The organism is Lactobacillus leichmannii (assembly GCF_024701915.1).
In the GTDB taxonomy this organism is placed as follows: Bacteria; Bacillota; Bacilli; order Lactobacillales; family Lactobacillaceae; genus Lactobacillus; species Lactobacillus delbrueckii.
This window is the reverse complement of sequence record NZ_QOCY01000044.1, coordinates 198627-221323: the sequence shown is the minus strand read 5'-3', so window position 1 is coordinate 221323 and position 22697 is coordinate 198627. Positions and strand designations below refer to the sequence as shown.

The 22697-nt window shown below is 51.1% G+C and carries 24 protein-coding genes; 11 read left to right on the top strand and 13 right to left on the bottom strand.

The window, feature by feature from the left end; genetic code table 11:
- Positions 1 to 152: 152 nt before the first annotated feature.
- The 3 genes from ptsP to ykzS form a co-directional block, all read right to left on the bottom strand.
- Positions 153 to 1880, bottom strand: a complete 1728-nt coding sequence (gene ptsP / locus DS743_RS06300; protein ID WP_035183684.1) for a phosphoenolpyruvate--protein phosphotransferase — start codon at positions 1878 to 1880, stop codon at positions 153 to 155.
- A complete protein-coding gene (locus DS743_RS06295; protein ID WP_002877930.1) occupies positions 1880 to 2146 on the bottom strand; it encodes a phosphocarrier protein HPr in 267 nt (88 codons plus the stop codon). The genes ptsP and DS743_RS06295 overlap by 1 nt, the downstream gene beginning before the upstream one ends.
- A gap of 106 nt (positions 2147 to 2252) precedes the next feature.
- Positions 2253 to 2453 (bottom strand): protein YkzS, encoded by a 201-nt coding sequence (gene ykzS, locus DS743_RS06290; RefSeq protein WP_002877932.1) that lies wholly within the window; start codon positions 2451 to 2453, stop codon positions 2253 to 2255.
- A 168-nt stretch (positions 2454 to 2621) separates the two neighbouring features.
- Here ykzS and DS743_RS06285 point away from each other — a divergent pair, with 168 nt between their 5' ends.
- The 4 genes from DS743_RS06285 to DS743_RS06270 all read left to right on the top strand — a co-directional run bounded on the left by DS743_RS06285 (position 2622) and on the right by DS743_RS06270 (position 7348).
- Entirely contained in the window at positions 2622 to 4817 is a 2196-nt protein-coding gene (locus DS743_RS06285) for an ATP-dependent Clp protease ATP-binding subunit (RefSeq protein ID WP_035162369.1), read from the top strand.
- Positions 4818 to 4932: 115 nt separating this feature from the next.
- The gene (locus DS743_RS06280) at positions 4933 to 5211 is read left to right on the top strand and encodes a DUF1827 family protein (protein ID WP_002877935.1); all 279 of its coding nucleotides are present in this window, start codon (positions 4933 to 4935) and stop codon (positions 5209 to 5211) included.
- Positions 5212 to 5500: 289 nt separating this feature from the next.
- On the top strand, positions 5501 to 7138 hold the full coding sequence (locus DS743_RS06275) for a multicopper oxidase family protein (protein WP_003617202.1): 1638 nt from the start codon (positions 5501 to 5503) through the stop codon (positions 7136 to 7138).
- A 21-nt stretch (positions 7139 to 7159) separates the two neighbouring features.
- Positions 7160 to 7348, top strand: a complete 189-nt coding sequence (locus tag DS743_RS06270; RefSeq protein ID WP_035183685.1) for a hypothetical protein — start codon at positions 7160 to 7162, stop codon at positions 7346 to 7348.
- Positions 7349 to 7448: 100 nt separating this feature from the next.
- Here DS743_RS06270 and DS743_RS06265 read toward each other — a convergent pair whose 3' ends face one another.
- On the bottom strand, positions 7449 to 9020 hold the full coding sequence (locus DS743_RS06265; protein ID WP_002877942.1) for a peptide chain release factor 3: 1572 nt from the start codon (positions 9018 to 9020) through the stop codon (positions 7449 to 7451).
- Positions 9020 to 9883 (bottom strand): hemolysin family protein, encoded by an 864-nt coding sequence (locus tag DS743_RS06260; protein WP_035183686.1) that lies wholly within the window; start codon positions 9881 to 9883, stop codon positions 9020 to 9022. Before DS743_RS06260 ends, DS743_RS06265 begins: the two co-directional genes overlap by 1 nt.
- A gap of 100 nt (positions 9884 to 9983) precedes the next feature.
- Between DS743_RS06260 and DS743_RS06255 the strand changes: the two genes are divergently transcribed.
- Entirely contained in the window at positions 9984 to 10451 is a 468-nt protein-coding gene (locus tag DS743_RS06255) for a hypothetical protein (protein WP_003612252.1), read from the top strand.
- Here the strand turns inward: DS743_RS06255 and DS743_RS06250 are convergent.
- Together DS743_RS06250 and recX are read right to left on the bottom strand one after the other, a co-directional pair.
- Entirely contained in the window at positions 10448 to 10924 is a 477-nt protein-coding gene (locus DS743_RS06250) for a hypothetical protein (RefSeq protein ID WP_072544230.1), read from the bottom strand. The genes DS743_RS06255 and DS743_RS06250 overlap by 4 nt on opposite strands.
- Before the next feature lie 21 nt (positions 10925 to 10945).
- Positions 10946 to 11761, bottom strand: coding sequence for a recombination regulator RecX (recX, locus tag DS743_RS06245; protein ID WP_002877951.1), 816 nt, complete (start codon positions 11759 to 11761; stop codon positions 10946 to 10948).
- Between the two features lie 161 nt (positions 11762 to 11922).
- On the opposite strand from recX, the gene rlmD reads away from it, so the two are divergent.
- The gene (rlmD, locus tag DS743_RS06240) at positions 11923 to 13305 is read left to right on the top strand and encodes a 23S rRNA (uracil(1939)-C(5))-methyltransferase RlmD (RefSeq protein WP_035183687.1); all 1383 of its coding nucleotides are present in this window, start codon (positions 11923 to 11925) and stop codon (positions 13303 to 13305) included.
- Between the two features lie 379 nt (positions 13306 to 13684).
- On the opposite strand, the gene DS743_RS06235 is transcribed toward rlmD, so the two are convergent.
- Positions 13685 to 14653: an alpha/beta hydrolase gene (locus tag DS743_RS06235; protein ID WP_035183692.1), complete on the bottom strand. Its 969-nt coding sequence runs from the start codon at positions 14651 to 14653 to the stop codon at positions 13685 to 13687.
- 115 nt (positions 14654 to 14768) lie between these two features.
- Here DS743_RS06235 and DS743_RS06230 point away from each other — a divergent pair, with 115 nt between their 5' ends.
- Positions 14769 to 15050, top strand: a complete 282-nt coding sequence (locus DS743_RS06230) for a hypothetical protein (RefSeq protein ID WP_035183695.1) — start codon at positions 14769 to 14771, stop codon at positions 15048 to 15050.
- A 60-nt stretch (positions 15051 to 15110) separates the two neighbouring features.
- On the opposite strand, the gene galU is transcribed toward DS743_RS06230, so the two are convergent.
- From galU to map, 3 genes are all read right to left on the bottom strand, one after another.
- The gene (gene galU, locus DS743_RS06225; RefSeq protein WP_013439216.1) at positions 15111 to 16025 is read right to left on the bottom strand and encodes a UTP--glucose-1-phosphate uridylyltransferase GalU; all 915 of its coding nucleotides are present in this window, start codon (positions 16023 to 16025) and stop codon (positions 15111 to 15113) included.
- 123 nt (positions 16026 to 16148) lie between these two features.
- The gene (locus DS743_RS06220; protein ID WP_013439215.1) at positions 16149 to 17063 is read right to left on the bottom strand and encodes a YihY/virulence factor BrkB family protein; all 915 of its coding nucleotides are present in this window, start codon (positions 17061 to 17063) and stop codon (positions 16149 to 16151) included.
- A 2-nt stretch (positions 17064 to 17065) separates the two neighbouring features.
- Entirely contained in the window at positions 17066 to 17893 is an 828-nt protein-coding gene (map, locus tag DS743_RS06215; protein ID WP_003617182.1) for a type I methionyl aminopeptidase, read from the bottom strand.
- A gap of 146 nt (positions 17894 to 18039) precedes the next feature.
- On the opposite strand from map, the gene DS743_RS06210 reads away from it, so the two are divergent.
- Complete coding sequence (locus tag DS743_RS06210) at positions 18040 to 18486, top strand: flavodoxin (protein WP_013439213.1); 447 nt, start codon at positions 18040 to 18042, stop codon at positions 18484 to 18486.
- Positions 18479 to 18958, top strand: coding sequence for a GtrA family protein (locus DS743_RS06205; RefSeq protein ID WP_002877969.1), 480 nt, complete (start codon positions 18479 to 18481; stop codon positions 18956 to 18958). Before DS743_RS06210 ends, DS743_RS06205 begins: the two co-directional genes overlap by 8 nt.
- A gap of 41 nt (positions 18959 to 18999) precedes the next feature.
- Here DS743_RS06205 and wecB read toward each other — a convergent pair whose 3' ends face one another.
- Entirely contained in the window at positions 19000 to 20142 is a 1143-nt protein-coding gene (gene wecB, locus DS743_RS06200) for a non-hydrolyzing UDP-N-acetylglucosamine 2-epimerase (protein WP_035183698.1), read from the bottom strand.
- Positions 20143 to 20243: 101 nt separating this feature from the next.
- On the opposite strand from wecB, the gene DS743_RS06195 reads away from it, so the two are divergent.
- On the top strand, positions 20244 to 20438 hold the full coding sequence (locus DS743_RS06195) for a hypothetical protein (RefSeq protein WP_035183699.1): 195 nt from the start codon (positions 20244 to 20246) through the stop codon (positions 20436 to 20438).
- 84 nt (positions 20439 to 20522) lie between these two features.
- On the opposite strand, the gene DS743_RS06190 is transcribed toward DS743_RS06195, so the two are convergent.
- On the bottom strand, positions 20523 to 21977 hold the full coding sequence (locus tag DS743_RS06190; protein ID WP_013439209.1) for an APC family permease: 1455 nt from the start codon (positions 21975 to 21977) through the stop codon (positions 20523 to 20525).
- A 459-nt stretch (positions 21978 to 22436) separates the two neighbouring features.
- On the opposite strand from DS743_RS06190, the gene DS743_RS06185 reads away from it, so the two are divergent.
- Positions 22437 to 22679, top strand: coding sequence for a hypothetical protein (locus DS743_RS06185; RefSeq protein WP_013439208.1), 243 nt, complete (start codon positions 22437 to 22439; stop codon positions 22677 to 22679).
- The last annotated feature ends 18 nt before the right edge of the window (positions 22680 to 22697 follow it).

The window sequence follows — 22697 nt, the reverse complement described above, 5'->3', positions numbered from 1 at the left end:
AATGAGATTGCATGAACACACATTCGTTGCTTACTATATAGTTTAGCATGGATACTTACAAAAAGGAAGGGGGGTAATTGGCTTTCTTTTAAATTTCTTAATTAATCAAGAAAAAAGCGGTCAGCTCACGCTAATCGCTTTTAATTTGCTCTTTACTTGTCAGCCATCAAGTTCTTAACCAGTTCGATGTTATCTTCGTTGGTCAATGATTCCTTGGTTGCCTTGTCAGCCAGGCTAGCGAGTTCTTCAGTTGAGAGCTTCTTCATTTCGTTTCTGATCCGCAGAATTGAAGTTGCGCTCATTGAGTATTCGTCCAAGCCCATGGAAAGCAGGATTGGGAACATGATTGAGTCACCAGCTGCTTCACCACACATCCCGCACCAGATACCAGCTTCGTGAGCTGAGTCGATCGTGTGCTTGATGAGGCGGAGAACTGACGGGTTGTATGGCTGGTAGAGGTAAGAAACGTTTTCGTTGCCCCGGTCAGCAGCCATAGTGTATTGGATCAAGTCGTTGGTCCCGATTGAGAAGAAGTCGACTTCCTTGGCAAATTGGTCTGCCAGAACGGCAGCTGCCGGAACTTCGATCATCATGCCGACTTGCAGGTCGTCGCCAACCTTGACGCCTTCCTTGACCAGCTTGTCCTTTTCTTCAGCCAAAACAGCCTTGGCTTGGTGAAGTTCGTCCAAAGTACCGATCATTGGGAACATGATCCCCAGCTTGCCGTAAGCTGATGCTCTCAGCAAGGCCCGCAGCTGGGTGCGGAAGATTTCCTTGTTTTTCAAGGACAGACGAACGGCCCGGATACCCAGGAATGGGTTCATTTCTTCTGGCAGGTCCCAGTAGGACAGGTGCTTGTCGCCACCGATGTCCATGGTTCTGATGATAACCTGCTTGCCGTTCATGCCTTCCAGAACCTTCTTGTAGGCTTCAAACTGGTCTTCTTCAGTTGGGAAGTCGTTTGAGTTCATGTACAAGAATTCAGTTCTGAACAAGCCGACTGCTTCAGCACCGTTTTCCAAAACGCCAGCCAGGTCGTCTGGAGTACCGATGTTGGCAGCGATCGTGAAGTGCTTGCCGTCAGCAGTTACTGATGGTTCGTCCTTCAACTTCCGCCATTCAGCCTTTTGCTTAGCGAAGTCGTCGCCCTTCTTGCGGTATTCAGCCACTTGTTCTTCGCTTGGTTCAACGATAGCCACCCCATCCAAACCGTCAGCGATCAGCATTTGGCCGTTTTCTACAGAAGTGGTGATCTTTTCAGTCCCGACAACAGCTGGGATTTCCAAAGACCGGGCCATGATGGCTGAGTGGGCAGTCCGGCCGCCCAGGTCAGTTACGAAGCCCTTAACGTACTTCTTGTTCAATTGTGCCGTGTCACTTGGCGTCAAGTCTTCAGCCACCAGAACTACTTCGTGGTCGATGCTTGCCAAGTTAGGCAGTTCCTTGCCCAGCAAGTGCGCCATGATCCGCTTTGAAACGTCGCGGACGTCAGCTGCACGTTCTTGCATGTAGGCATTGTCAGTCATGCTTTGGAAGATAGTGATGAAGTTTTGGGCAACTTCATCCAAAGCTGCTTCACTGTTGACAGCGTCGCTCTTGATCTTGGCGCTGATCTGGCCAGTGAATTCAGGGTCTGACAGGAACATCAAGTGGGCGTCAAAGACTTGCGCTTCTTCTTCACCCAAGCTTTCTGCGGCAACCTTGCGGATGCTTTCCAATTCAGCTTGTGATTCGGCAACTGCCTTATCAAAGCGGGCTACTTCAGCTTCCACGTCAGCAACGGACTTCTTTTCAAAAGAAAGGTCCGGTTCGACCAGGAGGTAGGCTGGAGCAACAGCAACGCCGTCACTGGCTGCGATACCCCTCAAAGTTTCAGTCATTATTCAGCCAAACCTTCTTTTGACATAGTTTCAGCAATAGCTGCGATAGCTTCCTTTTCGTCATCGCCTTCAGCGCTGATAGTTACGTCTGCACCTTGGCCAACACCCAATGACATTACGCCCATGATTGACTTAAGGTTAACTGACTTACCGTTGTATTCAAGGTTGATGTCTGAACCAAACTTTGAAGCAGCTTGTACCAACAAGGTAGCTGGACGAGCGTGAATACCAGTTTCAGCGATAATGTGAAATTCTTTCTTTTCCATCGTAAATTATCTCCTTTAAAAATCAAGAATTGGGTACCAAAGTACCGTTTCTTTTAAAGAATAACATGTTTTCGAGGTCAATACAACTTAATTGTAAATGTTTTCATTAATATTTGGGCTTATTCTCTATCGAAGTATAGGTAATAACCCCGCCGCGGCCGGCCCGGCCGGTGATTTTCTTGTTTTTTCCGTAATTGCGCAGGCTCTGCTGGAAAGCAAACGCATCTTCCGGGTCCTTCTGCGGGTCGATCTGGTACTCCAGCAAGTCGCCTGAGACCAATTTCTCCAAAATATCAGTATAGTCCATATTAATGTCACAACCTCCTGTCCATTATTTTAGCGCAATTTTTTGTCAAAATTAAAGGAAGAAGTCTCAAAGGCCGGCTATTTTCTCCCCCGAGTCTTAGCACTTGACTAATTAGAGTGCTAAGCTCTATAATTTAGGCAGAGCTTTGATGAAAGGCGGTATTTTAACATGTTGTGTCAAAACTGCCACCAACGGCAGGCCTCGATACATCTTTACACGAAGATCAACGGCCAAAACAATGAAATAGACTTATGTCAGCAATGCTACCAAGAGTTAAGGAATCAACAAGGAAATCAAATGAATAATAACAACTTTTTCGGCGACTTTGACGACCTCTTCAATGCTTTGAACGGGCAGTCAAATGGCGCAAACCGTTACAACAACCAAAATCCATTCGGCCCGACCCCGGGCCGGGGCGGCAATGGCGGCGGCCAGTCCCTTCTTGACCAGTTCGGGACCGACTTAACAGCTCTGGCCAAGAAGGGCAAGATCGACCCAGTTATCGGCCGGGACCGGGAAATCGCCCGGGTAATTGAAATCCTCAACCGGCGGACCAAGAACAACCCAGTCCTGATCGGGGAAGCCGGGGTCGGCAAGACCGCGGTCGTTGAAGGCCTGGCCCAGGACATCGTGGACGGGTCAGTTCCAGCCAAGTTACAAAACAAGCGGATCATCTCCCTCAACATGGTTTCCATGGTCCAAGGGACCGGGATCCGGGGCCAGTTTGAGCAAAGAATGCAGCAGCTGATCAAGGAACTGCAGAGCCAGCCGGACATCATCCTCTTTATCGACGAAATCCATGAAATCGTCGGCGCCGGCAATTCTGAAGGCGGCATGGACGCCGGCAACATCATCAAGCCGGCTCTGGCCAGAGGTGAGCTGCAGTTAGTCGGGGCTACGACTATCAAGGAATTCCGGGAAATCGAAAAGGACTCCGCCCTGGCCCGGCGCTTCCAGCCAGTTGAAGTCAAGGAACCAAGCATCGACGAGACAATCAAGATCCTCAAGGGGATCCAGAAGCGCTACGAGGACTACCACCACGTCAAATACACTGACGACGCCATCGAAGCCGCCGTCAAGCTGTCTGCCCGCTACATCCAGGACCGCTTCCTGCCAGACAAGGCCATCGACCTTCTGGACGAAGCCGGGTCAAGAATGAACCTGACCATCCCTTACATCGATAAGGAAAAGATCCAGGAAAGAATCGACGCGGCTGAGAAGCTCAAGCAGGATGCCTTGAAGAACGAAGACTACGAAAAGGCTGCCTACTACCGCGACCAGATCGAAAAATACGAGAAGCTGAAGGACCAAAACGTCGACCCGGACAAGACCCCAACCATTACGGCCAAGGTCATGGACAAGATCGTGGAAGAAAAGACCAACATCCCGGTCGGCGACATCCAGGCACAAGAAGAAAACCAGCTGATCAACCTAGCCAGCGACCTCAAGGCTAAGGTTATCGGCCAGGACGAGGCCGTTGACAAGGTGGCCCGGGCCATCAGAAGAAACCGGATCGGCTTCAACAAGTCCGGCCGGCCAATCGGCTCCTTCCTCTTTGTTGGCCCGACCGGGGTCGGCAAGACCGAGCTGGCCAAGCAGCTGGCCTTGAAGATGTTCGGCAGCGAAGACGCCATGATCCGCTTCGACATGTCCGAATTCATGGAGCAATACTCCGTCTCCAAATTGATTGGGTCTGCCCCGGGCTATGTCGGCTATGAAGAAGCCGGCCAATTGACCGAACGGGTCCGCCACAACCCATACAGCTTGATCCTTTTGGACGAAGTTGAAAAGGCCCACCCGGATGTTTTGAACCTCTTCTTGCAGATTCTTGACGACGGCCGCTTGACCGACTCACAAGGGCGGACTGTTTCCTTCAAGGACACGATCATCATCATGACCTCAAACGCCGGCCAGGGAATCAAGACGGCCAGCGTAGGCTTCGCGGCAGAAAACAACAAGAATGAAGCTGAAGAAACCCGCAAGGTGATGAGCCAGTACTTCAAGCCGGAATTCCTGAACCGTTTTGACGACATCATCCAGTTCCACCCATTGAGCAAGGGCAACCTCCTGCAGATCGTCAACCTCCTTTTGGACAAGACCAATGCCATGGTCAGCGACCAGGGCCTGCACATCAAGGTTACCGACGCGGCCAAGGACAAGCTGGTTGAGGAAGGCTACGATCCGGAAATGGGCGCTCGTCCGCTTCGCCGGGTCATCCAGGAAGAAATTGAAGACAAGGTGGCCGACTACAAGCTGGACCACACTGAAGCCAAGCAATTAGTGGCGGACTTAAAGGACGGGGAAATCACGATTTTCGAAGAAGTTCCCGCCTTGCCAGTCACTGAAGCAAGCAAAGAAAAATAACTATCTCTGAGCAGAAAAAACAAGGATTATCCAAAAAGGATCCTTGTTTTTTCTTGAATGCGTTATAATGAAAGTGAGGGGAATATCAGAGACAAATAGAAACGGGTGAAGTTTTATGCACTTAATTGATGTCACTAATAGCTATGCCGAATTAGTTCACAGTCAGCTAAATACTACGAGCGTGAACTATGTGAAAGTTTACTCCTTAGGCAACACTACCGTAATTTATACCGAAAGCCCAATCGCCATTGGGATCGTTCTGGAAAACCACCACCGCAAGATCCGCGAGGAAGAACTCGAATTTGTAATCAAGCGGCTGATTCCCGACCAGACCAGCTATCAGCTTACGGTTGACAAGCACCGCCGGGTCGTCGAAATCCACGTTGACAAGTAATCCCTGCAAAAAGAGCCCACTGGGCTCTTTTTTTCTTCCCTGTCTTCTTCCCTTATTCTTTTCAGCAAAATTCAAAAAATACTTGTTTTTTAGCAAAATTACAGATTAACTTGCGAAAAACAGCCTTTTTTCAAAAAAATTGTCAAAATTGACCTATGTCAATTTTTCTATAAAAAATAGTTCTATAATCTCCTTTGAGCACTGGAAAGCGCTTTTAGAAAAGAAAGTGAATGTGTAAAAAGCAGCAATTTTAAACTGTTGATTTAGTAAAAATAAGGAGGCACTGATCATGACAGTTTATCCGGATTACTTTTATTCTGAAAAAGACTTTGATAAGAGCCACATGGGCTACAAGCCGCTGACCATTCCAGCTGGCGTTGAGGCCCAGCCTTTGGCCGTTCCCCCGCTTTTAGCGCCGGACAAGGTTGACGGCAATGACATCTACTACACCATCGAGGCCCAGGAAGGCGAAAGCCAGATCCTGCCAGGCAAGAAGACCAAGACCTGGGGCTACAACGCTCCCCTTTTGGGCCAGACCCTGGTAGTCAAGACCGGGCAAAGAGTCCACGTGCGTTTGAAGAACAGCCTGCCTGTCCTCACTTCATTCCACTGGCACGGCATGGAAGTTCCGGGACCAATTACTGACGGCGGCTGCCACGCCCCAGTATACCCTGGCGAAGAAAAAGACATCGAATTTACGGTCAAGCAGCCAGCCGCTCTGACCTGGCTGCACGCCCACCCATGTCCGTCAACGGCCATGCAGGTCTGGATGGGCCTGGCCATGGGGGTTGTGGTTACTGACGACAACGAAGCCCGCCTGCCGATTCCAAAGAACTACGGGGTTGACGAATTCCCGATCATCCTGCAAGACCGGACCTTCCACGACAACCAGCTCGACTACCGGGCTGACTACGACCCGATGGGCGTCTTTGGTGAAGTACCTTTGATCAACGGCGTGGTCCGTCCTTACGTTGACGTGACGACCCAAAAGGTCCGTCTGCTCTTCTTGGGCGGGTCTGACCGCCGGGAATGGCGCCTGCACTTTGAAAACGACTTGACCATGACGCAAATCGGCGGGGACGACTCCTTCCTCAGACACCCGATTGACGTTAAGAAGCTTTTGATCGGGCCAGGGGAAAGACAACAAGTCATCGTTGACTTTGCCGGCTACAAGGAAGGCGACGTTGTCAGCCTCTACACTGACGACTTCAAGCTGGTTGAATTCCGCATCCACGCCTTTGAAAAAGACGACCGTGAACTGCCATTCAACATCTTCACTCCGGACGACCCGGCTGTGAACAGCGAAGCGCCAGTCCGCCACGTAACCATGGACGACCACGACAAGATCAACGGTCTCCGCTTCTCCATGGAAAGAATCGACATGAAGCAGACCTTGAACTCAGTTGAATACTGGGACGTAACAAACACCAACAACTCTGCTTCAGGGATGCTGCATCCCTTCCACATCCACGGGGCCCACTTCCTGGTTGTTTCCCGCAACGGGCAAAAGCCTAACCCGAACGAAATCAATGTCTACAAGGACACTATTGAAGTCGGCCCAGGCGAAACTGTCCGCCTGAAGGTCTACTTCCAAAACGCCGGGGTCTTCATGTACCACTGCCACATCATCGAGCACGAAGATGCCGGCATGATGGCCCAGATCCAAATCGTTGACCCGAAGGATCCGGACAAGACCTACAAGCTGATGGACATGGAAACCATCACCAACGCCTTTGCAGAAGAAATGGGCGTTGAACCAGGCGAAGTCTTCATGCCAGGGATGGACGTTGAAGACATGGACATGGGTGCCTGCTTCCACGCGGCTGAAGCTTCGACCAGCCGCCGCTTGGTCGAAGCCGTTACTGCCGCTTCAAGAGCAGGTCATGAAGGCCACCACGACGCGACCAGCGGGGCCAGCCACCACTAAAAAACTTGTAGGATCAGAATTATGATGAACAACAACCTTTACTTGAAGATTTTATGGGTCTTACTGTACGGCATCGTCGCCTTCTACACCTTTACCAACAAGACGATGATGGCTATGTACTGGATGGCCGGGGTAATGTTTGCCCAAGCGGTCATTGACCTCGTTTACTACTTTTTGCCAAAGAGCAAAACAGAAATGACTGAATGCTAGTCAGTCAAACCAATCATGCGCAAAAAAACGATGCCTCGCGGCATCGTTTTTCTTGTTTGCTATCTTCTTTTGCTGATTTGTTTTTACTTGCTTCTTTGCATTACAACTTTTCCGTCAGTTCCACATCCGGGTACTTGTCGTGGAACCAGCGTTCAGCAAAGGCGTTCTCAAAGAGGAAGAGAGGATTGCCAAAGCGGTCCTTGACCAGGAGGTTCCGGCTGGAAGACATCTTCGGGTCCAGCTGGTCCGGGTTGATCCAACGGGCTACCCGGTGGCCGATGGAAGTCATTTCAACTTCAGAGTTGTATTCGTTCTTCATCCGGTACTGGAAGACTTCAAACTGCAGCTGGCCAACCGCCCCCAAAATGTAGTCGTCGGTCTGGTAGTTGCGGTAGAGCTGGACAGCCCCTTCTTGAACCAGCTGGTTCATCCCCTTGTGGAAGGACTTCTGCTTCATGACGTTCTTTGGTGAAACCCGCATGAAGAGTTCCGGGGTAAATTCCGGCAGCGGCGGGAATTCCAGCTTGCGCTTGCCAGCGTAGATAGAGTCCCCGATCTGGAAGTTGCCAGTGTCGTAGAGGCCGACAATGTCCCCGGCCACGGCTTCAGAAACCTGGACCCGGGCACTGGATTCAAATTCAACGGCATTGTTCAAGCGGACCTGCTTGCCGGTTCTGGCCAGGGTTACGTCCAGGCCCTTGCTGAATTCCCCGCTGCAGACCCGGACAAAAGCAATCCGGTCTCTGTGCTGGGGGTTCATGTTGGCCTGGATCTTGAAGATGAAGCCGGAGAATTCGTCATCATCTGGCTTCAGTTCTTCATCCCCGTTGACTTCGTGCTCGCCTGGCGCTGGTGCCAGGTCAACGAATTGTTCCAGGAAAGTTTCTACCCCGAAGTTGGTCAAGGCTGACCCGAAGAAGACTGGAGTCTGCTGGCCGGCCAAAACCTTTGCCCGGTCAAAGCTGGCCCCGGCCCCTTCCAAAAGCTCGATTTCACCCAAGGTTTCTTCAAACTGCGGGTCATCGGCCAAAGGACTGCCGGCTGGCGCCTTTCCGTCTGCTAAAGCGATAAAGCGGTCCTGCCCTTCTTCCGGGTGGTAGAGTTCAACCCGCTGGTTGGCCAGGTCGTAAAGGCCCAGCAGGCTCTGCCCCATCCCGATCGGCCAGTTCATGGCCACACCTTCAATGCCCAGGACTTCTTCCAGTTCAGCGACCAGGTCCAGGGGTTCCCGGCCGTCCCGGTCCAGCTTGTTCATGAAGGTAAAGACCGGGATTCCCCTTTGCCGCACGACCTTGAAGAGCTTCTTGGTCTGCGGCTCGATCCCGCGGGCGGAGTCGATAACCATGACCGCGGCGTCAACCGCCATCAAAGTCCGGTAGGTGTCTTCTGAGAAGTCCTGGTGGCCTGGGGTGTCCAGGATGTTGATCCGCTTGCCCTGGTATTCAAACTGCATAACGGATGAGGTAACGGAAATCCCACGCTTCTTTTCGATTTCCATCCAGTCACTGGTGGCGTAGTTCCCGGTCTTGCGGGCCTTAACGGTCCCGGCGCTGCGGATCACCCCACCCAAGAGCAGCATTTGTTCCGTAATCGTCGTCTTACCGGCGTCGGGGTGGGAAATGATTGCGAAAGTCCGCCGCTTGTTTACTTTGTCTAAAAGTTCTTTGTTCATTATTCTTCAGTTTCTTCCTCGTAATTTTCTTCTGGCAGGGTCAACAAGACAGTTAAGAGCCGCGACCCCCGCATTCTTCTGGTCGTCAAAACCATGCCGTTGTCCAGGGGCACTTCCAGCTGCTCGCCTCTGCCCGGGATCACGCCAAGTTTGGTGATCATATAGCCGGCCAGGGTGTCAACGTCTTCCATTTCCAGGTCGGTGCCAAAGCGGTCGTTGAAGTCGGTCAAAGGCATCTTGCCGTAAATGTCAAATTGCCGGTCATTCAGCTGCCGGACCAAAACTTCTGCCTTGTCGACCTCGTCGTCAATGTCGCCAACGATTTCTTCCAGCAAGTCCTCGATGCTGGCCAGGCCGGTCACCCCGCCATATTCATCAGTTAGGATGGCCAATTGCTGCTGGCCGGTCTGCATCTGCACCAGCAAGTCGTCCAGCTCGATCGTTTCCGGGGCAAAAAGGGGCGGGGAAATCAAGCGGTCATAAGTCAGCTGGTCAAAGCCGTGCTGGCGGGCCTCTCTAAGAATGGTACGGATGTGGATGACACCCACGATCTGGTCCTTGTCCTGGCGGTAGACGGGAATTCTTGAATAAGGCTGGCGGAGGATGTCATCCAGGTTTTCCTCCAGGTCGTCCTCAATGTCGATCATGAAGGCGTCAGTCCGCGGCACCATGACTTCCCGGGCTACCTTGTCATGGAAAGCCATACTGCCCTCAATCATCGAATATTCAATATCAGTCAAAACATTGCCGGCATGCAGCTGGTCAATTTCTGCCTGCAGCTGGTCCTTGCCGCTTTCTTCATTGCTGGAAAAACGGCTTCTCAGTTTGCCAAACAGGCTGCCGGTCGCAGGGTCGCTTGTCATTTTCTTAACTCTCTTTCGTAAAATCCTTAAATATTTACATTATAGCATATGATCTTACGGGAATATGTTAAAATAGCCCAGTAGAAAGAGGTGTTTTACCATGAAAATGCGCCGCATTATGTTAGTTTTCGTTTTCCTGCTCTTGATCCCCTACATCTGCAGCCTAGCCATCATCGGGATCGGCTTTAACGCCCTGGTCCTGCACTCGACTGACCCCTTCCGCACGGCTGTAGGGGCCTTTGTCGGGGCCATCATCATGCTGGCCGTCAAGGCCACGATCCAGCGGCCCTTGAATTTGCTGGCCGGAGATATCTATGACAGCTTCCTGCAGCAGATTCTCCGCTTCTTCAGCATCCGCCGCCGGCCACTCTTGCAGGTAGCCAACTTTATCCTGGACTTTGTCCTCTGCACCCTGGCCACGATCGTGATCCGCCTGCTTTTGCCCCTGGAATGGATCGTCGGCACCTCCATGGGCTTCGTCATCTTGGTCATGTTCATTTCAACTTGCCTGGGGGCCTATATCGAATACGACAACCTGTCCATTGACGCTGAAATCAAGCAATCCTAATTCTGACTGACCGGGAGGTAAAGGCTCTTGGTCAGTTTTTTACTGCCTAAATCCAGCTGGCGGAGGATATAAGGGTTAGGATTCTCCTCCAGCTGAGCCTGGAAGTCGCTGCCTAAGTCGCCGGCTTCATCCAAAAAGCGGGGCAGTTCAAAGTTCAGGGGCAGGTCGAAATAGGCCGCGTTGGCCGTCTCTTCTTTTTGGAAAACCCGGGCGCTTGGCAGGGAAAACTTGAGCAGGCCGCTAACTTCGCTATCCTTAGGCGCGATCACCCCGTGCCAGTACATGAAGTTTTCCGGGCCAAAAACGATCAAGGACGCCCGCTGCCCGGCAAGGCCGGCCTCTTTGACAAAGGCTTGAAAGGCCGGGTCAGCTTCCAGTTCCTGGTTGGCGGCCGCGAAGGTCCCGTTTGCATCCATCATCCGGTCAGGAAAGGCCTTGCCGATAAAAGTAAGTTCGTTAATTTCTGTCTGCATCTCTTTACTTCTTTCTATTTTCTAGTATTCTTCCAGTTCTTCTAAAGGAATGATTTCCCCGGCCAAAAAGGCGCTGATTTCATCCCCGGAAAAGCCGTGGCTGTACAGATACTGCCGCATCTTCTGCTCCCTTACGCCTGGCTCATAGCGCTTGAAGCGCTTGTAGGCCTTAAGGCCCTGCTTGGCCAGAGCCGCTCTTTCCTGGTCCTCATCTGCTTCCGGGACTAAATCCTGGGTCACGGCCTGGGCCAGGGAGCCGGAGAAGCCGTGGCTGAGCAGTTTAGTCTGCATCTTGCGGTCGACTTCCCGCTTGGCAATCTTCCCCTGCTGGCCCAAAAGTGACTTGACCAGGCGCTTGCCAACCCCGGCCCATTCCTCATCAGTCACGTCTGCCAGGGCAGCTTCGATTAAGTCATCGTCAACGCCCTTTTTCTTTAAGTCCCGGCGGACAGCCCCTGGTCCATTCTTGCCGACCTGGAGGTTATTTTTGACAAAAAGGCGGGCATAAGCCGCGTCTTCCAGGTAGCCCAGCTGGGTCAGCTCGTTAACGGCCCGCTTGGCCGCTGACCGAGAAATTTCATGCTGGCTGAGGTAGTCAGTCACTTCCTTGACCGTCCGGGGCTGGTAGGACAGGTATCTGGCTGCCAGGTCGCTGGCCTTGGCGCTGGCTTCATAGTCCAGGATTTCATTGATCTTCTGGGGGCTAAGCTCCTGGCCCTTGAGCAGGACAAATTCCGCCAGGGTCTTCTCGCTGACGGAAAAGGCGTATTCCTGGTCCAAAAAAATATTGTAGCGCCCCTGCCGCTTTTGTGCACTAACTTTCGTGATAATGGCCATTTTTTCCTCCTTTTTTGGCAAATCTGGCAACTCTATCTTAGCAAATTGCCGCAAAAGCTGCGAAAAACTTGCGCCCCTTTTAAAAAGCCCTGTATAATAGTATGTTACGAAGTTTCCAGTTATTTTTATTGTAGAAAGAATAGACAAAGAAGAAGGCTCACATGCAGAAAAAACATTTTTCAAAAAACGCTTCTAAAGAGCGGCACGTCATCATCACCATCAAGCGGCTGGGGATCAACGGTGAAGGGATCGGCTACTACAAGCGCAAGATCATCTTCATCCCCGGCGCCCTGCCAGACGAAGTCGTGGTGGCCAAGATCGTCAAGGACCACCCCCAATACCTGGAAGGTGAATTAGTCCGGATCAAGGAAGCCAGCTCGGACCGGGTTCCCTTCCCATCCGGCGTTGACCCGAGAATCGGGGGCCTGGAACTGGCCCAACTGTCTTACGCGGGTCAGCTCAAGTTCAAGAAGGACAATCTGGTCTCTGCCCTTGAAAAGTACCACCCGCGCGGCTACAAGAACTACAAGATCAAGAACACCATCCCGGCCCCAGACCAGTGGCACTACCGGGCCAAGGCCCAGTACCAGATCGAACGGGAAAACCACCATGTTTCCCTGGGTCTGTACGCGCCTAACTCCCACCAATTGATCGACCTGCCGGAAATGCCGACCCAAAGCGAGGACACCCAGGCAACTGAACGGGCCATCCGGGATCTGATTATCAAGCTCCGCGTCCCGATCGCCAACCGCCGGCGGAACTTGCCAGGCGTTAAGACTATTGTGGTCCGGCAGGCGGAAGCCAGCCAGGAGATGCAGGTTACCTTGATCACTGTTGGCCACAAGTTGGACAATCTGCTGCAGCTGGCTGACGAGATCATGCGCCTGCCAAAGGTCGTTTCCGTCTACCAAAACGAAACCGACTGGCAGAACCCGCAAGTCTGGGGGAACAAGACCAGCAAGCTCCGGGGCAAGAACCAGATAACAGAAGAGATCATGGGCAAGAAGTTTGACTTGAGTCCCCGGTCCTTCTTCCAGCTGAACCCGGTCCAGACGGCTACCCTGTATTCTGAAGCCTTGAAGCTGCTCAGCTTAACGCCGGACATGACCTTGATCGATGCTTACTCCGGAGTCGGCACCCTGGGGATCCTGGCGGCTGACCAGGTCAAGCAGGTGGTCGGGATCGAAAGCATCCCTGAAGCTGTTTTGGACGCCCAGCACAATGTTGAGCTCAACCATGTCAGAAACGCAGAATACCTGCAGGGCAGCGTGGAAAAGCTCCTTCCCCGCTTGAAGGAAGACGGTCTGCCAATCGATGCCTTGATCGTCGACCCGCCGCGGACCGGCCTGGCCAAGTCCTTGATCAAGACCCTGCTCAGAGTCAAGCCGGCCAGCTTCGTCTACATTTCCTGTAACCCGTCCACCCTGGCCCAGGACCTGGTCCTTTTGGGCGAGGCTTACGATGTCCGGGTCATCGAAAACGTCGACATGCTGCCGCAGACCCCGCGCTGCGAGTGCATCGCCAAGCTGACCCTGCGCAAGTAGGAAGCACAAAAAGAAAATAAGCATTAGAAAAGGCGAGAAGATCAAATCTTCTCGCCTTTAAACTGCCCTCGGCAGTCTTTCCAAGTGGATGAGGTAGCTCATCAAATTAATAGTCACGATATTCAATTTTAAGAATTCACCAATGGCTAATATCGGCTAAGATAAAACAGTCACTTGTTCGAGTTTTACGTGCTAGCGTATGAAATGAATTAGACCATTGTGTATAGCCACTTGGTTAAAAGCTTCAAGCCTTTATTATGGTCTCAATAAGAGAGACAACGAATAATAATTACAATCTGGAGATAAAAACTTCTGTTCAGTTGTTTTCTACCTCTTCCACGCCTTCAGTATAGCATGATGTGCAAACGCTTGCAAGGGATTATTTTGCGTATTTTGCTAAAAATTGCTTGACCGCGCGTGCATATAAAGCCGGATTGTGCTCATAGGACTTGGCATGCTGGGCCCCTTTGACGATCAAGAGCTGCTTTGGCCCCCGGCTGGCCCGGTAATTTTTATAAACCATCTTAGTTGGGACAAAGGTATCCTTGCTGCCATGGATAAAGAGCATGGGCCGGGTATTCTTCTTCAGCTGGGCAAGGCTTGAGGCCTGGGCCAAAAAGTAGCCGGCTTTTAACTTGGTAATCCCGCTCAAGATTTCCACCAGGGGAAAACGGGGAAAGGCCGGCATATTGTAAAGCGCTTGGGCTTCGTGCTCGATTTCATTTTTAGCACTGGTGTAGCCGCAGTCTTCGATAAAGCATTTGACCTGCTTAGGCAAGTTTAAGCCGGAGGTCATCATGGTCGTGGCCCCGCCCATGGAGACCCCGAAAATCACGATCTTGCTCTTTTGGCCATTTTTCTTGATAACCTGCTCGGCCCACTTCTTGACATCATTTTTCTCCAGCCAGCCGTAACCGACATACTTGCCCTGGCTTTGCCCATGAGCTTCCGCGTCTGGCAAAAGGGTGTTGTAGCCCAGGGAGTGGAAAAGCTGGGCATAGGCCCCCATATTTTCCTTGTTGGACATGTAGCCGTGCAGGATAATCACGGTTTTAGCCGAGTTTTTAGCTGGAATATAATTGGCCCGCAGGAGATAATTGTTCTTAGCCGACCGCAGCTGCCAGTGCTGCTTTTTCACCTGCTTGTACCAGAGCTTCTGCTTGTACTGGGGGGTGGACTTGGTCAACTGCACCGTCCCGTTGGTCACGAAGCTTTTCTTGCCCGGCACCACGGCCATGTTGAAAAAGTAGTAGCCGGCCCCGACCAAGGCCAGGGCTAAGACGGCTAAGAGGCCCCCTAAAATTTTGACCAGGCGGTAATTGCTTCTCTTTTTATTCTTCTTTTTCACCAGTTTCCTCTCCTCTTTCCCTCTTTATCTATAGTTTCTGCATTTTTTATCGCTTTGTTCCTTTATTTTAAGCAATATGAACAGTATACCACAATAAAAAAAGAAAGGTTTATCCATGCTGCTTGAAGATTTTTTACAGCTCCTGGCTGGCCTGGGCGGGCAAAATGTCCTCTACCTGCAGATACAAGACCAGACCCTCCCCCTCAGTAAGTTTGTCTTGGCTCGGGAAGACTGCCAGCTATTGTGCGGCGGGCAGGCAATGACCCTAGCTAAATTCCGCCAGCTGACCGGCAAGGGGAGCAAGTCCATCCCCCTCAGCTTCTGCTGGCAGGAAAAAGAAATTCCCGTCTACGGGGTCCAGATCCTGCCAGCTGAGGGCAAGATCATCTGCAAGTAACAAAAAAGCGTAGAAAAAAGAAGCTGTCTGGTCTTCAGACAGCTTCTTTCTTTGCGTATTTTACTTGCCGGCTGGCTTCTTCTTGCCTTCGCTTTCCAGCCGCTTGCCCAAGTCAATGATGTACTTGCGCAAAGCATCCTTGGTTTCCGGGTGACGAAGACCGTATTGGATGGAAGTTTCCACGTAGCCTTCCTTGTTGCCGACGTCAAAACGCTGGCCCTTGAATTCATGGGCGAAGACCCGTTGGGTCTTGTTCAGGGCGTCGATGGCGTCAGTCAATTGGATTTCGCCGCCGGCACCGGCCTTTTGCTTGTCCAGCATGTCAAAAATTTCCGGAGTCAGCAGGTAGCGGCCGATGATAGCCAGGTCACTTGGGGCCTTGTCAATGTCTGGCTTTTCCACAAAAGCCTTAACGTTGTACAGGTCCGGAGCAGTTTCGCCGATTGGGTCGATGACACCGTACTTGTTAACTTCTTCATGCGGCACCTTCATAACCGCGATGGTTGAAGCGTGAGTTTCATCGTAGCAGTCGATCAATTGCTTGGTCAATGGCGTCTTGTCTCTCATCAAGTCGTCGCCTAGCATAACCACGAAAGGTTCACCGGCGATGAAGCTGCGAGCCCGGTTGACGGCATCCCCCAAACCATTTGGATGCGGCTGCCGGGTAAAGTAAAGGTTAACCTTCGTGTTAGACATGGTGGTTTCCCGGACCAGCTTCAAAAGCGCGTCCTTGTGCTTTTCAGTCAGGTTGTCTTCCAGTTCCGGGTTTGAGTCGAAGTGGTCTTCGATTGCCCGCTTGCTTTTGCCAGTAACGATCAGAATGTCTTCAATCCCTGAAGCCATGGCTTCTTCAACGATAAATTGAATAGTTGGCTTGTCAACGATTGGCAGCATTTCCTTAGGCATGGCCTTGGTTGCTGGCAAAAATCTGGTTCCCAAACCGGCAGCTGGGATGATCGCTTTTCTGACTTTCATGTATTTACATCCTCTTTTCTTAACTTCACACATTAATGAAAGCATTTTAAATGCAAGCGTATAATAACATATTTCTAGAAAAGAATCTAGTAAACCTAGACCAATCTTCTTGAAAAAGGAAAATTATTTTTTCCGCCGCTTGGCGATAAACTCAGCCAAAGGGCCGTTAGAATAGGTCGCTGGCCCATAGCGCAGCTGGTCCAAACTGACATTGACCGCCGTGCCAAAAAGTAACAGGATGGCCAGGAGATTGAGCCAGAGCATAAAAATGATAAAAGTTCCAACTATACCATAATTTTCCCACTTAACCGGAAAATTTTTCAAGTAGAAGGAAAAGAGATAAGACAGGGCTTCCCAGCCGGCCACCGTCACGATGGTCCCGGGCAAAAGAGCCTTCTTGAAGTGGACATTGGGCGCTACAGCGTTTAAATAGTAGACCCCGATCAACATCAAGACTAGCAAAACCAGCCAGCGGTAGCTGGAGAGCTTGTCAATCCAGGCCAGGGGCAGGTTAAAGTAAGGAGCCAGGAAATGCAGGACCTCCTGGCCAAAGACCACGACCAGGGCTAAAATAATGAACATAGTGACCATCAAGGCACTGAAGATCACGGTCAAGGTCCGGTTCCAGATAAAGTGCCAGAAGCCCAGCTTCAGTTCCTTATTGTGGACGCCATAGAGGCGGTTCATCCCGATTCTGACCGCGTTCACCATACAGGACATGGACCACAGGGCCATGATCGCACCGAAGGAAATGTAGCTGGTCGAATTCGACTTGAGCAGGGTATCGACGATCGGGATGATATAGCGGGCCACGTCACTTGGAAAGATCATTTCCAAATAATCAGCAATCGGTCCCGTGGCCAGGTGAAACCAGGGCAGGGCGTTACCGACAATGATGACGATGGGAAAAATTGAAAACAGGATGTAGTAGGCAATCACGATGGAACTTTGAAAAATCTCCCCCTGGGAAACGACCGAGGAAAGAGTTGTAAGAAAGCGCCGGACCCCCTTTTGTCCTGGCTCAACTTTTTCCGCCATGCCTAGTCTTCCATTTCGTCAAAGTGCGGAATGTACTTTTCCAGGCCGTCGTATGGCTTTTGCAAAGTCAAGATCTTCGGGCCGTCCTTGGTGATGGCAAAAGTATGCTCGAACTGGGCTGACTTGGACCCGTCCGGGGTTGCGTAGAAGACCCAGTCGTCATTCGGGTCGTCAACCGTCTTTTGCAAAATCCTCCAGTCCCCGCCGGCTTCCACCATTGGTTCAACGGTGATGGTCATCCCTTCCCGCAGGCGCAGGCCGTGGCCGGCCTTGCCCCAGTGAGGAACTTCCGGGTCTTCGTGGATGGATGGCTGGATGCCGTGGCCGATCAATTCCCGGACGTCGCCGTAGCCTTCTTCATCCTCCACATAGTGCTGGATGACAGCCCCGATGTCCCCGATCCGGTTGCCAACTACGGCTTGGTCGATCCCCATGTACATGGCCTTCTTGGTCACGTCCATCAAGTGCTGGTCTTCTTCTGAGATTTGGCCGACCCCGTAAGTGGTGCAAGAGTCGGATTCATAGCCGTTCAAGTTGCAGGTTGCGTCAACCTTGACCAAGTCGCCTTCCTTTAAAAAGACATTTTTACGGGGAATGTTGTGGGCAATTTCATCGTTAACAGAGATGCAGGTGCCGTACTTATAGCCTTCAAAACCTTGTTCTGACAAGCGGCCGCCCCGGCTGGAAACGAATTCCTGGCAGAATTCTTCAATGTCCCAGGTGGAGATGCCTGGCTTGATCACGTCACGCAGGGCCTCAAACATTGTCGCCAGCAAGTGGCCGGAAGCCTGCATGCCCTTCAATTCACGAACAGATTTAATAGTAATCAATTTGTTTTTCCTTTCATAATGAAGTAGTTTGTCTTCACTATTATAACCTTTTTTAAAAGTTTGCTAAAGTAGCAATGCGCCCGATTCGCCAAGCCGGGGCAAATCGTGTATAATACTCTAGAAATTGTTTTTTGGGAGCTTAACTTATGAAAGCAAAGATTGTTTTTGCCAGCATGACCGGCAACGACGAGGACATGGCCGAAATCCTGGAGGAAGGCCTGCTGGACCGAGGCCTGGAAGTAGATTCTTCTGACGTCAGCTTCACTGACGCCAGCGATTATTTAGACAGCGACCTGTGCGTCTTTATCACCTACACTTACGGGGAAGGCGCCATGACTGACGAAATTGCCGACTTTTACGACCAGCTCAAGGAGCTGGACTTGACCGGCAAGTCTTTTGCCGTCATGGGTTCTGGCGACAAGACCTACAAGGAACACTACTGCGAGAACGTTTTTGACTTTGAGAAGGCCTTCCTGGCCTGCGGGGCCAAGGAACTGATTCCCCCGCTCACGGTTGAAAACGCCCCTGACGATGACGATATCGCGCGCATCGATCAAGCTGCTGAGGAGTTGGCGGATAAATTAAATGGATAAAGATTTTAACCGGCGGCGGACTTTAGGCGAGCGGATCTTCAAGCGCCACCGCAATTTATGGGTCTACATGTTCTTTGGCTTTATAGCGGCCTTGATCAACACGGTTGTCTTCATGTTCATGCATGACTTTTTGCACACCGTCTTGGTCATCGACAACACGATTGCCTTTATCGTGTCCAACCTGGCCTCCTTTTGGTTCAACCACAAGGCGGTCTTCACCAAGAACGTGGACCATGAACACAAATTGTGGCAGAAGCTGCTGTCCTTTTTTGCCTACCGGATCATCAGCCTGCTGCCGGACACCTTGATCATGTGGCTGGGGATGACTGTCCTGGGCTGGCCAGCCTTGATCGTCAAGGTCATCGACCAGATCCTGGTCGGCATCTTCAACTACCTGACCACCAAATCAGTCTTCGAGAAGCAGGAAAAGAGCCTGAAGAAGCGGCTGGAGAAGAAAATAAAAAAGCAGTGAAGCTGAGCTTCACTGCTTTTTTATTCGTGCAAGTTGGCCAATCAAGAAAAGTCTACTGGCTTGGAGCCTTTTTTGCCGGCAAAATACCAGGCAATATCATCTAAAATCCGGTCGCTGGCCTGCCCGTCCCCGTATGGGTTCTTAGCTTCAGCCATCTGCTGGTAGGCAGCTGGGTCAGTCAGCAGCTCCAGCATGGCTGCCTTAACCGCGTCTTCTTCAGTTCCAACCAGTTTCAAGGTTCCGGCCTTCACCCCTTCCGGCCGTTCGGTCGTGTCCCGCAAGACCAAAACCGGCTTGCCCAAAGACGGGGCTTCTTCCTGGACGCCGCCAGAGTCGGTCATGATAAAGTAGCTGCGCTTGGCCAGGTTGTGGAAATCGACCACGTCTAAAGGCTTGATCAAGTGAATCCGGGGGTCGCCGCCTAAAACTTCCTTGGCTGCTTCTTGGACTCTTGGCGAGAGGTGAACCGGGTAGACAATTTCAACGTCGTCAGTTTGGTCGACCACGTCCTTCATCACCTTAAAGACCCGCCGCATTGGCTCGCCCTGGTTTTCCCGCCGGTGCATGGTGACCAGGATGATCCGCTTGCCCTGGCCAATCTTGTCTAAGACTTCATGCTGGTAGTCGGCCTGGACGGTTTGGGCCAGGGCATCGATGGCCGTGTTGCCCGTGACAAAAATATTTTCTTCCGGGTGCCCTTCTTTTAAAAGGTTGGCCCGGCTGACAGAGGTCGGGGCAAAGTAGAGGTCGGACAAGACATCGGTCAGTTGCCGGTTCATCTCTTCCGGGAAAGGAGAATACTTATTCCAGGTTCTGAGGCCCGCTTCAACGTGGCCCAGGGGAGTCCGCTGGTAAAAGGCAGCCAGGCTGGCGGCAAAGGAAGTCGTTGTGTCCCCGTGGACCAGGACGATGTCCGGCTTTTCTTCCTGGATGATCTGGCTTAAAGCAGTCAAAACCCGGGTGGTGATGTCAGCCAGGGTCTGCTGGGGCTGCATGATGTTTAAGTCGTAGTCCGGCTGGATTTTAAAAATCTCCAGAACCTGGTCCAGCATTTCCCGGTGCTGGGCCGTGACTACCGTAACTGCCTGGAAGCGGTCGTCACTGATCAGCTTGAGCACCAGGGGGGCCATCTTGATGGCTTCTGGCCTGGTACCGAAAACGGTCATTACTTTAATTTTCTGCATACTTAATCTCCTTAGTAAATTGCTAACTTAATCATAGCAAAAAGGCGCGAAAGCGGCGCATTTTTCATAAAATAATCGATAAATCATTTTTGAGGTGAACTATGACAGTCAATATTTTTTCCCTCCTGGGTGACAGCCTCTTGATAATCCTGGCCGGCTTCAGCCTGGTCTACTCCTTTGACGGGTCCTTGGGGCAAAAGACGCGGCAGATTTTAAGAATTACCAGCCTCCTTTTGCTCCTAGCCATCATCCTCTTGAGCATTTGGACCCTGCAGCATCCCCTGCTTATCAATTGATGAGGCGGGAAAAAACTGAATAGCACAAAAAATAAGGGATCAGTCCAGCTGATTCCTTATTTCTTTACTCTTTTTACTGCATTATTAGCTGTTCACCTTGGCTTGGTGCTTTAATTCCAGCTTTCTGAGCCATGGCAAGAGGAAGCCAGTCCCGAAGAGGACGATAACGGTGATGATGTTCATCCAGAGCTGCTTGGTCCATTGCGGACTTTCAAAAGTAACGTCTTGCGGCAGGAAGCCCATCGTCGCGCAGATGAAGGTGAAGATGAAGCACCACCAGCCGACCGCCAGGGCCCCCTTGTTGTTTCTGATGAAGACGAAGTCGTCCTTGGCAAAAGTCTTGTGCCGGTAGCGGAAGGCTAAGAAGGCCAGGAAGACTACGGAAGTCTTGTACGGGGATACGATCCCGTTCAAGTTCAAGAGCCAGTTAAAGATATCGTTGATTTCCGGCAAGGTCCCTGACAAAAGCAAAAGGAAGAGAGTGATGCTGCAAGTCAGCACGTAACTGTTAACGGGCAGCCCATCCTTGTTCTTCTTTCTGAGCCAGCTTGGCATGTACTTTTCAGAAGTATCAGAGGCAAAGACCCGGCTGGCGGCGTCGATTAAGGCGGCCAGGTCGGCCATGAAGTTCAAGAGGCAGACGATGGCGTACATATACATGAGGCTCTTGCCCATGCCGGCTTCTTCACCCAGAAGCTGGAAGGCATAGAAGGCCCCGTTCATCTTAAAGTCGTGCGGGATGTGTTTAGCGTCAAAGAGGACGGCCAGACCAAGAGTTTCGGTCAAGGTCATGAAGACCGTCATGGCAAAAAGCATCCACATTGACTTCGGGAATTCTTTGCGGGGGTTCTTCAGCCGGGTAACGTAAGGCGCGGCCAGTTCCGCCCCGGACATGGCAAAGATCAAAAGGCCAGTCGTGGAGAAATAGTGGACGCTGAAGTTCGGCTTAAAGCTGGACCATTCCATCTTGGTGGCGATGTGGCCGCCGTGCATGAGAGCCCAGATGATCAGGATCACGAAGATCACGGACATGGCGAACATGGCAATCCCCCCGATCAAGGACAGAAGGTCCAGGGAGTTTTTATATGCACTTTCGCACAAGATAAAGATCAAGATGATGACAAAGGTCAAAAGGCCGAACATGAAAGGTGACATGTGCTTGCCTAAAGTGTTGTTGCCCAGGATCATCCAGGAAATGGAAACGATGATGGAGTTGGACACGTCCACCAGGTAGGGCACGGTTTGAGCCCAGTACATCCAGCTGGTAGCGTAGCCTAATACGTCGCTGCCCGTCCCCCGCCGGATCCAGGAGGCCAGGCCCCCTTCTTCAGTATCCTTGTAGGCCAGGCCCAATTGGGTGGCGATCAAAGTATATGGCAATTGGTAGCAAATCAAAAGGAAAATCCATGAAAAGATTACGGACAGACCTTGGTTTTGGTATGGGTAGAAAACATCTTCAAAGCGGATGATGGTGACGAAGTCGAGCATCGCCAAGGTCATCCAGGCCATGTAGTGCTTTTTTGGGGTTTCTTCAATCATTCTGTAAGTCAAGCTCCTTATTGGTCAAATTGTCTTAAGCGGCAATTTGCCTGGACGGGGGCTTATTTTGGCGCTTTAAAAAGCTGATCACTGCACCGTCTCCAATCAAAAAAGTGTCGTTTTCATTTTATTCCAATTGTTTTGAAAATTCTATAGCTTTTTCAATTTGATAAAAATTCTTTCAAGCGTTAAGTGAAAGTTATCCACATACCGGTCATTAGCCAGCTTTTAGTAAAAAATATTTGGTTAATTTGCTCTTGGCAAGAACAGCAGGCCTTTTTCATGCAAGTAAATGCGCAAAAAGTAAACATCACTCAATGCGTCAATTAAGAATGCTTTTTGGCAAAAAGAGCTTGAAAGTGTATAATCTACCTATGCATACTACAATTTTTTATAAAGATGCTGAATTGAGCGGTACGCGCTTTTATGAAAAATGCCAAGTAACAGCAAGGAACAGATATGAAAAAGTTTTTGCGAGTAACCGCGACACTTTTGTCCGCTGCAGCTATTCTCGACTCTTTGTATTGGCTCTTTGTTGGCCATTCCTACTTGCGGGTTGCCTTTCTTAAGCTGACCGGCGGTAATGGCATCCCCGGCTGGCTTCAAATCGCGGTCATCGCCGGTATCCTCTTGTTTGTCTCTCAATATGACTGGTTCTTTGATCATTTTCTCCGCGATGAACGTGACCGCAAGTACAAGTAGCAACTTCCATCAACCCAT